The sequence below is a fragment of the Nitratireductor aquibiodomus NL21 = JCM 21793 genome, from assembly GCF_000615975.1.
In the GTDB taxonomy this organism is placed as follows: domain Bacteria; phylum Pseudomonadota; class Alphaproteobacteria; order Rhizobiales; family Rhizobiaceae; genus Nitratireductor; species Nitratireductor aquibiodomus.
In genome coordinates this window covers 16,382-30,993 of the sequence record NZ_BAMP01000006.1, presented here as the reverse complement: position 1 = coordinate 30,993, position 14,612 = coordinate 16,382, and the positions used below count along the sequence as shown (strand labels likewise).

The 14,612-nt window shown below is 61.4% G+C and carries 13 protein-coding genes, 1 tRNA gene and 2 pseudogenes; 5 read left to right on the top strand and 11 right to left on the bottom strand.

Features of this window, described 5'->3' with window-relative positions; translation table 11 throughout:
* Positions 1–36: 36 nt before the first annotated feature.
* The 5 genes from JCM21793_RS03055 to JCM21793_RS03035 form a co-directional block, all read right to left on the bottom strand.
* A complete protein-coding gene (locus tag JCM21793_RS03055) occupies positions 37–1,080 on the bottom strand; it encodes a DNA polymerase III subunit delta' (protein ID WP_007009861.1) in 1,044 nt (347 codons plus the stop codon).
* Positions 1,080–1,745, bottom strand: a complete 666-nt coding sequence (gene tmk / locus JCM21793_RS03050) for a dTMP kinase (protein ID WP_007009860.1) — start codon at positions 1,743–1,745, stop codon at positions 1,080–1,082. The genes JCM21793_RS03055 and tmk overlap by 1 nt, the downstream gene beginning before the upstream one ends.
* Before the next feature lie 333 nt (positions 1,746–2,078).
* On the bottom strand, positions 2,079–3,182 hold the full coding sequence (locus JCM21793_RS03045) for a D-alanyl-D-alanine carboxypeptidase family protein (RefSeq protein ID WP_051556107.1): 1,104 nt from the start codon (positions 3,180–3,182) through the stop codon (positions 2,079–2,081).
* Positions 3,183–3,441: 259 nt separating this feature from the next.
* Positions 3,442–4,683 (bottom strand): septal ring lytic transglycosylase RlpA family protein, encoded by a 1,242-nt coding sequence (locus JCM21793_RS03040; protein ID WP_025029413.1) that lies wholly within the window; start codon positions 4,681–4,683, stop codon positions 3,442–3,444.
* A 264-nt stretch (positions 4,684–4,947) separates the two neighbouring features.
* The gene (locus tag JCM21793_RS03035; protein ID WP_025029412.1) at positions 4,948–5,832 is read right to left on the bottom strand and encodes a LysR family transcriptional regulator; all 885 of its coding nucleotides are present in this window, start codon (positions 5,830–5,832) and stop codon (positions 4,948–4,950) included.
* A gap of 88 nt (positions 5,833–5,920) precedes the next feature.
* Here JCM21793_RS03035 and JCM21793_RS03030 point away from each other — a divergent pair, with 88 nt between their 5' ends.
* On the top strand, positions 5,921–6,559 hold the full coding sequence (locus JCM21793_RS03030) for a class I SAM-dependent methyltransferase (RefSeq protein WP_025029411.1): 639 nt from the start codon (positions 5,921–5,923) through the stop codon (positions 6,557–6,559).
* A gap of 72 nt (positions 6,560–6,631) precedes the next feature.
* Here JCM21793_RS03030 and JCM21793_RS03025 read toward each other — a convergent pair whose 3' ends face one another.
* Positions 6,632–7,009 (bottom strand): tautomerase family protein, encoded by a 378-nt coding sequence (locus JCM21793_RS03025; RefSeq protein ID WP_025029410.1) that lies wholly within the window; start codon positions 7,007–7,009, stop codon positions 6,632–6,634.
* Positions 7,010–7,103: 94 nt separating this feature from the next.
* Here JCM21793_RS03025 and JCM21793_RS23855 point away from each other — a divergent pair.
* Positions 7,104–7,959 (top strand): annotated as a pseudogene (locus JCM21793_RS23855) (LysR family transcriptional regulator).
* Between the two features lie 418 nt (positions 7,960–8,377).
* Here JCM21793_RS23855 and JCM21793_RS30845 read toward each other — a convergent pair.
* Together JCM21793_RS30845 and JCM21793_RS30840 are read right to left on the bottom strand one after the other, a co-directional pair.
* Positions 8,378–8,707, bottom strand: a complete 330-nt coding sequence (locus JCM21793_RS30845) for an MFS transporter (protein ID WP_280113473.1) — start codon at positions 8,705–8,707, stop codon at positions 8,378–8,380.
* Positions 8,708–8,718: 11 nt separating this feature from the next.
* Positions 8,719–9,666, bottom strand: coding sequence for an MFS transporter (locus JCM21793_RS30840; protein WP_280113472.1), 948 nt, complete (start codon positions 9,664–9,666; stop codon positions 8,719–8,721).
* Positions 9,667–9,754: 88 nt separating this feature from the next.
* Between JCM21793_RS30840 and JCM21793_RS03010 the strand changes: the two genes are divergently transcribed.
* On the top strand, positions 9,755–10,327 hold the full coding sequence (locus tag JCM21793_RS03010) for a TetR/AcrR family transcriptional regulator (protein WP_007007458.1): 573 nt from the start codon (positions 9,755–9,757) through the stop codon (positions 10,325–10,327).
* A gap of 204 nt (positions 10,328–10,531) precedes the next feature.
* On the opposite strand, the gene JCM21793_RS03005 is transcribed toward JCM21793_RS03010, so the two are convergent.
* Positions 10,532–10,621, bottom strand: a tRNA-Ser gene (locus tag JCM21793_RS03005).
* A 197-nt stretch (positions 10,622–10,818) separates the two neighbouring features.
* Here JCM21793_RS03005 and JCM21793_RS03000 point away from each other — a divergent pair.
* Both JCM21793_RS03000 and mazG read left to right on the top strand, forming a co-directional pair.
* Positions 10,819–11,865: a dipeptidase gene (locus tag JCM21793_RS03000; RefSeq protein ID WP_025029409.1), complete on the top strand. Its 1,047-nt coding sequence runs from the start codon at positions 10,819–10,821 to the stop codon at positions 11,863–11,865.
* A 135-nt stretch (positions 11,866–12,000) separates the two neighbouring features.
* Positions 12,001–12,821, top strand: a pseudogene (gene mazG, locus JCM21793_RS23845) (nucleoside triphosphate pyrophosphohydrolase).
* Between the two features lie 48 nt (positions 12,822–12,869).
* On the opposite strand, the gene hflX reads toward mazG, so the two are convergent.
* Both hflX and hfq read right to left on the bottom strand, forming a co-directional pair.
* A complete protein-coding gene (gene hflX, locus JCM21793_RS02990; protein ID WP_051556106.1) occupies positions 12,870–14,195 on the bottom strand; it encodes a GTPase HflX in 1,326 nt (441 codons plus the stop codon).
* 48 nt (positions 14,196–14,243) lie between these two features.
* Entirely contained in the window at positions 14,244–14,492 is a 249-nt protein-coding gene (gene hfq / locus JCM21793_RS02985; protein ID WP_007007454.1) for an RNA chaperone Hfq, read from the bottom strand.
* Positions 14,493–14,612 lie beyond the last annotated feature (120 nt).

Here is a 14,612-nt window from a genome sequence, read left to right as displayed (position 1 = left end):
GCATCGCGCATGCGCATGCCAGCCCAACCAGCGTCTTCAGGCGTTGAATGCGGCATTAAGCTTCGCGGCAATGCCTGCGGCATGCTGCTTGCGGTCGAGGTTGAAGGTCTCCGCATCGCGGATTGCCGTGTTTATCTCATCCCAGAGGTCTGCAGCCGCGGCAGCCCCCCTTGTGTCACCTGCTTCGGCCCGCGCCGTGGCGTGCTGATTGATCATATCAAGAACCGCGCGGTTGAAGATCGAGAACTGAACGTCCCGGTCGCGTCCGCTGACCGCTTCGCCAAGACGCAGTGCTTCGGCGGCGTCAAAACTGCGTTCCGCGACCAGCTTCTGCAAAACATCGGCGATTTCGGCGCCGCCAAACTGCGACAGGAGAATCGCATTGCGCACGCTGCCCTGCGCGCGCGCCGCAATCTCTTCGTCGCTGCCTGCCTCCGCCGCGCCGAACTCGCGCAGCAGGCCTGCGAGGTCGGGCGCGTCGAGGGGTTGAAGCCGAACTATCTGGCAGCGCGAGCGGATGGTCGGCAGAAGCCGCCCGGGCGAATGGGCTATCAGAATGAACACCGTGCGCGGCGGCGGTTCTTCAAGGCTTTTGAGCAGCGCGTTGGCGGCGCTGACATTCAGATCGTCGGCCGGATCGACAATCACGACCCGATAGCCGCCATCATGCGTGGTCAGGGAGAGAAACCGCTGGATACGGCGGATTTCATCCACCGTAATCACGGTCTTGAATTTCTTGTCCCGTTCCACGAAGGGGCGCGTCAGGTGCAGCAGCGAGGGATGCGCGTCCTGCGCGATCAGGCGAAAGGCCTGTCCTTTGGGGTTCGGAGCGGAAAACCGGGAAGGCGCGCTCTCTGCCTGCGGGTGGGAGAATAGATGATTGGCAAGGTGAAAGGCGAGCGTCGCCTTGCCTATACCGGGCGGACCCGCAAAAAGAAGGCCATGATGGAGTTTCCCGGCCTGGTAGGCTCCGGCCAGCATGTCGGCCACCCGCTGATGCCCGACCAGAATCGGGTTTTCCGAAGGCTCGGGTATGTCCGGCAGTGTATCGAAGCGCTCGGGCGCCGTCCGCTCAAGCATCAGGCCTGCCTCCGTTCGCGCCCGGTCTGTTCCCTGACCATGGCCTGTTCGACGGCGCGCTGAATGGCTGCGGTGACCCTGTCTGCCGGCATGGATGCGTCAACGACCACACAGCGCCCCGGTTCCGCCCGGGCGATTTCGAGAAATGCCTTTCTACGGCGGCGGTGCGTTGCCAGCGCCTCTTTTTCAAAACGGTCCGGCGCGTCGGTGCCGCGCCGTGCGCTGGCCCGGCGCAGCCCCTCTTCAGGATCGATATCGAGGATGACGGTCAGGTCCGGCACCATGCCGTTCACGGTGACACGCTCGAGCTCGCGCATGAAGTCGTCATCGAGATTGCCCGTGACGCCCTGATAGACGCGCGAGGAATCCAGAAATCGGTCGCACAGAACGACCGCTCCCCGCTCGATCGCCGGGCGGATCACCTGCTCTACGTGGTCGGAACGTGCGGCTGCAAAAAGGATCGCCTCCATCGCCGGTCCAAACGGCTCCGCAGCGCCTGAAAGGAGAACATGCCGGACGGCTTCGGCTCCTGATGAGCCACCAGGCTCACGCGTGATGATCACGTCGTGTCCCTGATCACGCAGGCTGGCTGCAAGCTGCGTGATCTGAGTCGATTTTCCAGCCCCCTCGCCTCCCTCGAATGTGATGAAGAAACCGCGAGACAAGAGACCATATTCCTTTTTCACCTTTTGTGCGGCGTCATTGCCGGACGCAACCTACTTAAAGCATCGGACCGAAAAGTGGAATCCGGTTTCCGGGTTATTCCGATGCTCCACTATTATTCTAGATCGTCCTTTGTGCGTCCGGACGGACGCACGGCGATCTATGGCATCGGACCGAAAAGTGGAATCCGGTTTTCGGATTATTCCGATGCTGCATCAATGGCCTGGATCGTTCTTTGTGCGTCCGGATAGATGCACGGCGATCCAGGCCTTCGTTTCACGAAGGTCCATGCAGATATGTGTTCTGTAAACTGCTGTTTGATGCAGGTGTACGTCTCAGGAACGGTATTTTCGCAGCCAGCCGATCAGCAACTCGCCCATTGCGTCCAGTGCCCGGTCTGGCAGGCCACCCTCCTTCACGCTTTCAGCGGCGTAGAGAGGCGTTTCTTGGCTCAGCGTGTCGCCGATCCACACTTTCAGCGTGCCGACCTGCATGCCCTCCTCCACGGGAGCCGGAACCGGTCCCTGATAGACGATGCGTGCACGCAGCCGATCGGCATTGGTGATCGGGCGAAAGATCGCGATCGGTCCGTCAGCCCGCACGGCAAGCTCTGCCCTGTCACCTCCGAAAACCGACACCCGGCCAACCGTTTCGCCGGCTTCGAAAAGTTCGATCTTCTCAAAAGCGCGAATACCCCAGTCCAGCAGCTTGCGGGCCTCCTCGGCCCGTTCGCTCTCGCTCGACAGTCCGCTCATCGCTGCAAAGAGGCGGCGGCCGTTGCGGTTCACCGCCCCCACAATGGCGTAGCCGGAAGCCTCCGTATATCCGGTCTTTAGGCCTTCGGCGCCAATGTTCATGCGCAAAAGCGGGTTTCGGTTGCGCTGCAGGATCTTGTTCCAGGTGAAGGCTTCCTGCGCGTAATATTTGTAGAACTCGGGGTATTCCTTCTGCAGATGCATTGCCAGCGTGACGAGGTCCCGCATGGTGACGTGCTGCCCCTCGGCGGGCAGGCCCGTGGCGTTGACAAACTCGGAATCCGTCAGGCCGATTTTGCGCGCCCGCTCGGTCATCAACTGGGCGAAATTCTCTTCAGAACCCGCCATGCCCTCCGCGATGATGATACAGCCGTCATTGGCGGATTGCACGATCACGCCCTGTATCAGCGCTTCAAGAGGCACGGAGGACTTGATCTCCGCGAACATGGTGGATGTTCCAGAAACAGCCCCGCCGGTGCGCCAGGCATGCTCGCTGACATAGAACTCGTCACTCAGGGAGAGCCGCCCGCTCTTGATCGCATTGAAGACGACCTCCATCGTCATCAGTTTCGCCAGCGAGGCTGGCGGAATGCGCTCCTCGGGATTTTTGGAGAAAAGCACCGTGCCCGTTTCAGCCTCAACGAGAAACGCCTGCTTTGCCCGGGTTTCGAAGAGTTGAGCCATGGCCGCCTGGCTTCCCAGAAGCAGCAGGCAGCAGGCAAAAAACAGTGTCTTTTTGAACGCGGCAAACAAATCAACGCCCCCAAGCGCAGGAAATCTCCCTGAATCTAGCGGTATGAGAGCGTGAAAATCAACCGTTGCGGCGCAGTTAGCCGCCGGCTGACGCATCGGGCGGAAAAGCGGAATCCGGTTTTCGGACTATTCCGATGCTCCATCCATACTCTAGATCGTTCTTTGTGCGTCCGGATGGACGCAGGGCGATCTAACGAACGATGAAAGCGTCCCCGGCACCCGTTGCCCACGCGGCCTGCAGCAGTTCGTCTATCCGGGATTGTGCATCCGGCGTTACCGACAGCGCGTAGTGAACCACACCGGCTTCGTCGGATACGGTTTCGATACGCGTTTTGCCATATGAGGCCAGTTCGCGAGCCCGCGTCTCGGCTTCTGCTTTCACCGTCCAGGTGCCGACACTCACGAAAGTGTCCGGCTCTGCGACGGGCCCCGGCAGCGCCCCTCCGTTTTGCCTGCGCCACCAGCGCGCAACGTCCTGCGAACGGGGGTCTGCGCCCTGCAGAACGCTGTCAAATGCACCCGCTGCAGCGCTGATACGCTGATCGGCATATGAAAGTGCGGCCACATCCTGCGGGACACCCTCGAGCGGCAGCGTACGCGGACGGTCAGGGATAATCGGACCGGATGCCGGCAGTTCAAACGTTGCCGATGCGGCAATTGGCTGGGGCGGCGTCAGGCCTGGCTGGCTGGCGAAGGCATCCGCAGCCCTCACGCCCGGGAGGGTGGCGGTCGGTGTCGGGCCGTTCATCGCCACCATCACACCGGTCGGCAGGCCGTCGGAGGGATCGGGGGCCGCGCCGCCCGGCCGGTAGGAGGCCATCAGATATTCATCGTCGCGGCCTTCCAGCGGAGCAGGCCCCACATATTCGACCTTCACCTCGGCCACGCCGGCGCTCTGATAATCGAGAAGCTGTGCGGCGCGCTTTGAAAGATCGATGATGCGGTTGTGTGCAAAGGGACCACGGTCGTTCACGCGCACCAGAACCGAATTGCCATTGTCCATATTGGTGACGCGCGCGTAACTCGGCAGTGGCATGGTCGGATGCGCCGCCGTCAGATGCGTCATGTCGTAGATTTCGCCATTGGCGGTCAGCCGGCCGTGAAACGCATCGCCGTACCAGGATGCCGCACCGACCTTTTCATAGTCGGGGTCTTCCTTGGGGCGATACCACTTTCCCTTGATCTGGTAAGGCTTTCCGACCTGATAGCGTCCACCGCCCCGGCGCAGGTTCGATGTTTTTGTCGCGACCCGCGGGCTGGCCTTCACGCCATATTCGGATTCGGCGAAATACTCTTTGGATTTGCTTTTGCTGACGGCCACCTTCGGTGTCGTCGAATTGCATGCCGAAAGCAGCGCTGCGCATGCGGCAATGGCGATACCGGATGATAAGCGACGGACCGTCATGCGGCGCGCGACAATCGAAAAATTCATGCGCCCGCATCTCCCCCGGGCATCGAAATCTCGTTCATGATCGCGAGATATCCCCACTCATCAAAATTACCGGAAACGAGGCGTTCCAATCTTGAACAGTACAGGATGCCCTCCGCACCCTGCCCCGAAATACCTTAGCAAGCTGTTAATCATTTGTGGCAGCAAAGGGGCAAATCGCCAAAATTGCGACAGGCCATGGCATTTCTCGTCGCTGGTTTAGTGTGACAGCGAGAAAAACGCAAATGACGGCACCGGTGCCTGCCGTCACAATCTCATGCGGGCCAGTTCCTCGCTCACTATCCTCTGAACCAGTCTTATGCGGGGGCTCGCCTCCAGTCCCTGATGGGTGACGAGCCAGATCGGCACCGTGATTCCGGGCAAATCGAGCGGCAGGCGCGTCACCCCGGGGGTGCGCTCGGCCACTTCGCGCAGCATGGCGGCAACACCGAGCCCCTGCCGGACCATCTGCCAGACGGCGATCCCGGAGTTGGAAAGCAATCGGAAATCCGAAACGCCGATGGGGATGCCCATGCCGTTCAGGTAAGCCGTGTAGCGTTCGACATCCTCTATGCCGATAAGGTCGGAATGCGCCAGTTGATCCACGCTGCGCGGCAGGCCATTGCGCTCGACCCAGCCGTGAGAAGCGTAAAAGTGCGCTTCGGTGTCGCGCAGGCGCTGCCCGACCAGCCTCTCCCGGTCGGGAGCGACGTGGCGGATCGCAATATCGGCCTCCCGCCGGTGCAGATCGCTCAGATCGTTGGAGGCCACGACCATTACGCTGAGTTGCGGTGCCTCGAGCCTTATGCGGTCAAGAATTTCGGGCAGGACGTAAGCGGAAAACGTGTCCGTGGCCGAGATGCTGACCCGCCCGGTCAGTGCCTGCACGTTTCCACTTGCAGCCAGGGAGAATGCATCTGCGGCGTCGCCCATGCGCTCGATGTGCTCAAGCAGGGCTGAGCCCGTCGGGCTCAAAGACAGCCTCCGTCCAATACGCTCAAACAGCTCGACGCCCAGCTCTCCTTCAAGGGCGATGATCTGCCGCGAGAGCGTCGGCTGGGTCAGCGAGAGATGCCGGGCCGCAGCCGAGAGCGACCCCAGCGTCGCCGTGGCGTGAAATGCACGCAGAAGGTTCCAGTCCAATGCTCTCATGCATTTACGTATATATGTCGTGCGGATTTAATCAATTGTCGCGCCAAATGCATATGCTAGGCTCCGGCCGATCAATCTGGAGCCTCGCATGACGGCAATTTCGGACGCCCGTTTCTGGGACAGGACCGCCAGAAAATACGCCGCATCGGCTGTTGCCGATCCGGAAGGGTACGAGCGCACGCTGGCGCGCACGCTCGGCTTTCTCCAGAAGAACCACAGCGTGCTCGAACTTGGCTGCGGCACAGGAACCACCGCCCTCCGCTTGGCGCATACAGCCGGCTCTTACCTAGCAACTGACATCTCCGAAGCGATGATTGCCATCGCCAGCGACAGGCTGCGGGAAGCCCCCTGCCCCGGCCTGGCTTTCCGTCAGGCTGTCGCGGAGGATTTTTTGGCGGGAGATGACCGCTTCGATGTCATCCTTGGGTTCAACTACCTGCATCTCACGCGCGATCCCCGGGCCACGCTGCGCACCATCCGCCGGCTGCTCAAGCCCGAGGGGATATTCATCTCCAAGACCCCGTGCGTCGGCGAGATGAACCTTCTGATCAGGCGTCTCCTGCTGCCGGCCATGCGTGCCGTCGGCAAGGCGCCGCATGTGAGTGTTTTTTCCGTCAATGAGTTGAAACAGCTCATGAGCGACGAGGCCTTCACCATCGCCGAACTGGAAAATCACGCCAGCAAAGGTTCAACGGCCCGCCCCTTCATCGTGGCCGTGAAAGCGTAGCCGGCCGCCTCCTGGAGGCGCCCCGCCCGGCGCGAACCCGCGTCCTGCGCACCATGTCCAGCTGCATGCAGATCAGGCGAATTGCGCGAGGCCGTGGCCGACGGACCAGTTCTCTTTCGCGGCCTCGACGATGTTGATGAACACATCCTCCGGACGGATGCCCGGGTGTTCGCCCAGCAGGTCTGTGGCCCGCCGGAAGAACGCCTTCTTCTGGTCCAGGGTGCGCGTGTCGAACACAATGATCTGGATGTAGACCAGATCCTCGCTCCGTGCGACGCCAAACGCCGTACCATGGCGGAAGTTTGAGGCATCATGCTCGGTGATGGTCATGAACTGGTCGTCTTCCGGCACCGTAAGTGCGTCGCGCATCGCGCGGTAGAGGCTGTCGAGGATCGCCTGCCTGTAGGCTTCCGGTTTTCCCGCACGCAGTGAGATGTTGAGACGTGGCATGGTGGTCCTTTCCGTGTGGTTTGAACAGGACACTAACCGCCGCCTATATATTTTGATATGGCATCGATCTTGATATCAATGATAATATATTGAAATGACGACACGCACCCTCGACATTGATTCCGTCCGCGCCTTTCTCCACATTGCGGAGCTTGGCAGTTTCACGCGCGCTGCCGAAGCCATGAGCACGACTCAGGCGCGATCAGCCTCAGACTGAAGCGTCTGGAAGACCGGCTCGACTGCCGGCTCATCGAGCGGACGCCGCGTTCTGTGCAGCTTTCGGCACGGGGCGCGGCCTTTCTGGAACGGGCGCGGGAGCTTATGGAAACCCATGACCGTGCGCTCGCTGCCTTTGCTTCCTCCCGGCAGAGGCTCACCATAGGCATCAGCGACCATGTTGCCGGGCCGGAACTTCCCGCACTCATCGCGCGCATGAACGCGCAGGACCCGCATTTGCTGATAGACATCCGCATAGGATCGTCGGGCGACCTGCTTCAGAGCTTCGACCGGCGCGAGCTCGACGCGGCCCTTGCCCGTCTGCATGTGGGGCGCAGCGACGGAGAGGTTATCGCTGAAGAAAAGTTCGGCTGGTTTGCATCGCCGGGCTGGCAGCACCGCGCGGGCGAGCCCCTGCCGATCGCCACAATGCCGGAGCCCTGCGGCGTACGCGCCATGGCGAGCCGGATTCTTGACGAGGCGGGCGTTGCTTGGACGGAGACATTCGTTGGAGGCGGTGTTTCGGCGGTCTCGGCCGCTGTTGTGGCTGGTCTGGGCATTGCCGCCCTTTCTCCCCGCATGCTGCCCTTGGGCGCGGTTGACGTGGGCCCCCGCTCGGCCTTCCCGATCTGCCCCGTTTGCCGGTTCTGCTCCATTCGAGAGTTACGGACGACCGGTCCCGGGAGGCCCTCGCCGCCCTGTCCGCTGCTTTCCGGAGCGCGGTGCGAGGGTAGATTGGTGTGAAACGGATAGGCAAAAAATGGCGAGCTGGGAGTTGCAAAATTGAGAACTGCGTCTGTGCCATAGCCCCCAAGAATTGACTCAAGAGCGAGTGGCCACAACGGGGCGGAAACCGGTCACTCGTACGAAAGCGACAATCTGGTAGCTATGCGGACGAAGCTGTCGTTTGCCAATGCTGCGTGGGTGCGAGTTGGAAGCGCTTTCCCGTTTGTACCAATCTCATCTCCGCTCAATGAGGGGCCACGGCCTTTCGCCAGATACCGAACGCTACACCCAGGACAAAGAGTGATGCCAAGGCGATCACACCGATGAATGCCTCATCGAAGGCCCCTCGTGCCAGCGCTCTCAACTGTGTGGCAGCGGCATCGCCCAAGCTTTCGGAGGCCAGCAGCGCTTCGTCGAAACTGTCGGCTACCGTAGCGTCCACCCCAGCGGTACAGTCATAGCGCGGGTGTAGAGCGCGGTCATGACACTGCCCAAGACGGCGATGCCAAGAGCGCCGCCGAGTTCAAAGGACACTTCTTCGACCGATGCCGCCATGCCGGCGTGTTTTTCGGGTGTAGACAACATGATGACACTCGACGCCGCAGTCATGCTGGCACCGAGGCCAAAGCCCATGGCCGCCAGGACAGAGAGCCAGACCACAGGCGCGCCATCGTAGGTCAGAAGGTAGACGACCAAGGCCAGCCCTGTCAGCGTCAGGGCCGAGGTCAGGACACGGGTAGCGCCGAAGTGTGGCATCGCCAACCCCGTCAGGGGCCTGCGATGAAGGATGCCGCTGGGATTGGCAGGATCATCAGGCCTGCCTCGAGCGGCGACAGGCCGAGCACCAGCTGGAGGCGCTGGCTGAACACCAATTCGACGCCGATCAGCGCCGCTGACGCCACGAGAGCCGCAACCACGCCGGATGTGAAACGGGCGTTGCGGAACAACTCGAAGTCGATTAGCGGGTGGGCGCTCCGGCGCTGGCGGCGGACGAAGGTCGCCAGCGCCAGCCCCCCGATGACAAGAGCGATGCTTGAAGCCAGCAAGGAAGGGTCACGATTGGCGACTTCTTTGATCGCATAGACCAGGCCGACCAGCCCGACCATCACCTGGGCCGAGCCGATCAGGTCGAAGGGATGGGTATTTTCGGGTCGCCTGTTGACGAGAACGAACGCGCCTGCCAGCAGCGCGCACAGGACAATCGGCACGTTGATCAGAAAAACCGAGCCCCACCAGAACCACTCCAGCATCACCCCCCCGACTATCGGCCCCATGGCCGCACCGCCGGAGGCGACCGCAGCCCAAATGCCTATTGCAAAGGCTCGCTCGCTCTCGTCGGTGAAGGTCAGTCGGATCAGCGACAGAGTGGCGGGCATCATCATCGCCGCACCGATCGCAAGCAACACACGGGCCGCGATGAGTGCCTCCGGCGTCGGCGAGAACGCTGCCACCAGCGAGGCGATGCCAAACACCGCCAGCCCCGACATGAACATGCGCTTATGGCCGACCCTGTCTCCCAGTCCGCCGAGTCCCGGCAGCAGCCCGGCGACCACCAGCGGGTAGGCATTGACGATCCACAGCTTCTCGATCGCCGTGGCTGCGAGGTCGTGGGTCAGGCGTGGCAGGGCCGTGTAGAGCACCGTCATGTCAATGACGATCAGGAACAAGGCGCTCGACACTGTGGCGAGCACAAGCCAGCGGTTGCGGGGGGGCATTTGGGCTATCCTCTTGAGACTCGGATTCGGGTTGGATCTTCTGAATGGGTCATATAATTACAGTCGCATCGTATTGAAAGGGAAAAAGATGGCCGGACGACCTCGCTCCATTGATCGCAACAAGGTTCTGGATGCCGCCGAGGCGCTCGTGATGGCCAGAGGGGCGGGCGCGCTCAGCTTCGATGCCGTGGCAAAGGCTGCGGGGATCACCAAGGGGGGCGTGCAATACGCCTTCGGCTCGCGCGACAACCTGATCCGGGCGATGATCACCCGATGGGGTGACGCCTTCGATGACGAGGTGGCCGCGCGGGCCGGGACTGATCCGTCGCCGCAGGGCCTGATCCGGGCACACCTTGCGGCAACGCGCGATTCGAACGCCGATGATCATTCACGCTCAGCGGTGATGATGACGGCGCTTGTCCAGCACCCCGATCAGTTGTCCGATACACGCGACTGGTATGAGACCCGCCTCGCCGGCCTCGATTTGGCCAGTTCGGATGACCGCAAGCTGGCACTTGCTTTTCTCGCCGGTGAAGGCGCGTTCCTGCTCAAGGCGTTGGGTCTGTTTTCCGTCTCTGAGTTGCAGTGGAAGGCGTTGTTCGAGGATCTACTTGCCGCTACAGCACCCGGTCAATCAGGTGTGGCCGCGGACGAAGACTGAGCTATTGGAATTGCGGTCGGAAACTCATCATCATTATTGGTATGACCGGCAACATTGGTCTCAGAGCAGACCTTCGCTGCGATGGGTTCGGATGGCTGCTATGGGAGCGAGAGCCGCCCCCTTGATCTTCAAGAGATATCGGGCCGTAGCGTATAATCGGCCGTCCGTGGCGTCGGTTGGTGTGAGCGTGCAATCAGCAAAAAATGGCGGAGGGAGTGGGATTCGAACCCACGAGACGGTCACCCGCCTGCCGGTTTTCAAGACCGGTGCCTTCAACCGCTCGGCCATCCCTCCGGTCACTGTCGGGCGCTTTTACAGCCCTGCCCGGCTCGGCGTCAACTCGTTCGATCCACCTCTGTGCGAATTGTGCCGAGGACCGCAGCAAAGTGTTCTCAGGCGGCCGGAAGTGCGATTTGCTTCCCGCTGCGTGCTTGCCTAGAAATAACCTTCCAGAATCACTCAGCGCATACGCGCGAACAGGCGATCTCTTCATGGCAGACATCACCCCCGTTTTCGACGGCCACAATGACGCGCTCCTTCGACTTCATCTGAGTGGACGGCAGGACGCCGAAGAGCTTTTTCTGAATGGCATGGACCAGGGGCACATCGACCTTCCCCGCGCCCGTAAAGGAGGCCTCGCCGGCGGCCTCTTTGCGATCTTTCCCCCGCCACTTTCAAACATGAAGGTAAACGGAAAACGCCCCGAAGACGTTACCTTTCCGCAACTCAAACAGGCCGATGCCCTCGCCTCGACTCTTGCCATGGCTGCACTCCTGCAGCGTCTCGAGCGCGCTTCGGAGGGCCGTTTTGCGATCTGCCGCGACGCGGACGCGATTCGCGCGGCGATGGCATCCGGCGCGCTGGCCGCCGTATTTCATGTCGAGGGCACGGAAGCGGTCGGAGCCGATCTCGACCTGGTCGATGTTCTCCATGCCGCCGGGCTGCGTTCACTCGGCCCCGTCTGGAGCCGCTCCAACATTTTCGGCCATGGCGTGCCGTTCCGCTTCCCAGCTTCCCCCGATATCGGCGATGGATTGACCGAGGCCGGCAAGGCACTGGTGCGCAAGTGCAATCGCCTGCGCATTCTGGTCGATCTCTCCCACCTCAACGAAAAGGGGTTTCGTGACGTTCAGGCGATCAGCGACGCGCCGCTCGTCGCCAGCCATTCCAACGTTCACGCCATCTGCCCGCAATCCCGCAATCTGACGGACTGGCAGATGCGCGCGATCCGGGAAACCGGCGGACTGGCCGGGCTGAACTTCTCGGTCAGTTTCCTGCGGCCCGACGGCGACACGAATGCGGATACGGAGTTCGACGTTCTGCTGAGACATCTGGATGCCATGCTCGAAGCGCTCGGCGAAGACGGGGTGGCATTCGGATCCGATTTCGACGGTGCACTGGTGCCGCGACAGATCGGAGACGTCACCGGCCTTCCGAAACTGATTGAAGCGATGCGCGCGCATGGTTATGGACGCGAGCTGATCGAGAAAATCGCCTGGCGCAACTGGCTGCGCGTGCTGGAACGCACTATTGGTTAGGGCAGTTCTGCGACAAGCGGGCACCGGTTTTCCGTCCGGGGTTGCGTAAGATCAACGGGATGGAGCGCTTTTGCGGTCCAATGAAATGCGAAAGCGCTCCGGATTCAGTCTCCGGGCCAACACAGGAAGACAAGGATGCAGCCTTCTAGGGATATCGTCGGCCTTCTCGAGATCATGAAGGCGCTACGCACGCCCGAAACCGGTTGTCCCTGGGATGTCGAGCAGGACTTTGCGTCCATCGCGCCCTATACGATTGAGGAAGCCTACGAAGTCGCCGATGCCATCGAGCGCAATGATCTTAACGATCTGCGTGATGAGCTGGGCGATCTTCTGCTGCAGGTCGTGTTTCATGCCCGCATGGCGGAAGAAGAAAACCAGTTCGATTTCGGTGATGTGGTGGAGGCGATTACCCGGAAGATGATCCGGCGTCATCCGCACGTGTTCGGTGATGCAGAAGCCCGCAGCCGGGGCATGGCAAAGGGCATGTGGGACGAGATCAAGGCGCAGGAGAAGGCCGAGCGGCTCGCACGGCGACGGCAGAACGGCAGCCCTGCCGAACCTGTCGCTTATCTGGATGAGGTGCCGCGCGCCCTGCCCGCGCTCATGCGCGCGCACAAGCTCCAGCAGCGCGCTGCCCGCGTCGGCTTTGACTGGGGGCAGGCCGGACCGGTTCTCGACAAGATCGAAGAGGAAATCGGCGAGCTGCGCGAAGCCTTCAGGAACGGGACGATGTTCATGCCGCGGAGGAGTATGGCGACCTTCTGTTTGCCATCGTCAATCTGGGGCGGCATCTGGGGCATGATGCAGAGGCCGCGCTCGCCCGCACCAACGACAAGTTCCGCAGGCGCTTCGATTTCGTCGAACGTGAGCTGACAAAGGCAGGGCGTTCGCTTGACGAGGCGAATCTCGCAGAAATGGAAACACTCTGGCAGCGCGCAAAAACCGAAGCGGACTGATCGGCTTTCAGAGTCGCAAAGCCCTTTTCTTTCAGATGGATAGAGCTTTTACCTGGAGGTTTTGTTTCCAGAAAGCTGCTCTTGAACGTCCTGCCTTGCGGTTTCCGTCATCCGCACCTTGAGGGAGATGCTGCCATCGTCATTGTTGCTGCGCTCGACGACTTCGCCGTTGCGGTAAATCCAGTCGAGAAGCGACATCCGGTCGGGCGAAAGCTCGATGGAAGTCATGACGATCTGGCCTGAAATGCGCTCTTCAATCAGCGCCAGAAGGTCTGAAATGCCCTCGCCCGTGATCGCGGAGATCGCCAGCGGCGCGTCGCTTGCGCGCGTCCCCTCCAGCAGCGCGCGGCGGCGCTCCGGGTCCAGGCTGTCGATCTTGTTCCAGACCTCAAGAACCCGCTTCCGGTCCGCCGCATCGACGCCCAGGTCGCCAAGGATGGCTTCCACATCCATGGCCTGGGCCGCCGTGTCGGGGTCAGAAATATCGCGCAGATGCACGATGAGGTCAGCCTCGATCACCTCTTCAAGCGTGGCGCGGAACGCCGCCACCAGATGTGTCGGCAGATCGGAAATGAAGCCGACCGTGTCGGAAAGAATGATCGTTGTGCCATGTGGGAGCTGCACCCGGCGAAGGGTCGGGTCGAGCGTGGCAAAGAGCATGTCCTCGGCCATCACGCTTGCGCCCGTCAGCCGGTTGAACAGCGTCGATTTTCCGGCATTGGTGTAGCCGACGATTGCGACAATCGGGAACGGAACCTTGCGGCGCTTGGCCCGGTGAAGGTCGCGCGTGCGGCGGACCTGTTCCAGATCTTTCTTCAGGCGCATGATGCGCTCCTGAAGCTGGCGCCTGTCGGCCTCGATCTGGGTTTCGCCCGGTCCGCCCATGAAGCCACCGCCACCGCGCTGCCGCTCCAGGTGGGTCCAGCTGCGCACCAGCCGGCCACGCTGATATTCCAGATGCGCGAGATCGACCTGAAGCCGCCCTTCCTTGGTGCGCGCGCGGCGGCCGAAAATTTCGAGGATCAGGCCCGTCCGGTCAAGAACCTTGGCCTTCAGCGCCTTTTCGAGGTTGCGCTGCTGAACCGGCGTGAGCGGATGATCGATGATCACCACCTCGACGGCCTCTTCTTCGACCCGCGCGGCTATTTCCTCGAGTTTTCCCGTGCCGAGCAGCGTTGCCGGGCGTGGCGTGCTCACGCTCACGATCTCTGCAAAAGCCACATCGAGATCGATGGCTTCGGTGAGACCGATCGCCTCTTCATGGCGTGCTTCGGCGGCACGCGAAGAGGCCGCGCTGCTTTCGGCAGCCCGGCGTTCGGATGTGAGAACAGGCGATATGACAGCGGCCCGGGTGGGATCGGGCTCGATGGTCAACCGATCGTCACCGCGCGCTGCTTCGGCTGGCTTGCGTGTGTCGGCCAATCAGGAGTCCCGATTGCTTTCCTCGGCGTCGTAAAGCTGAACGGGCTGGCTCGGCATGATCGTCGAGATCGCATGCTTGTAGACGAGCTGCGAATGTCCGTCGCGGCGCAGGAGCACGCAGAAATTATCGAAGGAAGTAACAATGCCTGTCAGCTTGACACCGTTGATGAGAAAGATCGTGAGAGGATTCTTGCTCTTGCGAACGGTATTCAGGAACAGGTCCTGCAGGTTTTGAGTTCGTTCCGCCATTTTTGGTCTTTCACCCATTCGCTGCCTTGGAGCAGCCAGTAGCGCAAATATGACACGCTCCTGTCAAGAAAGTCTGCGACAGAGACTGCGTGATCAATTGATGCCAGTCGTCGCCCATTA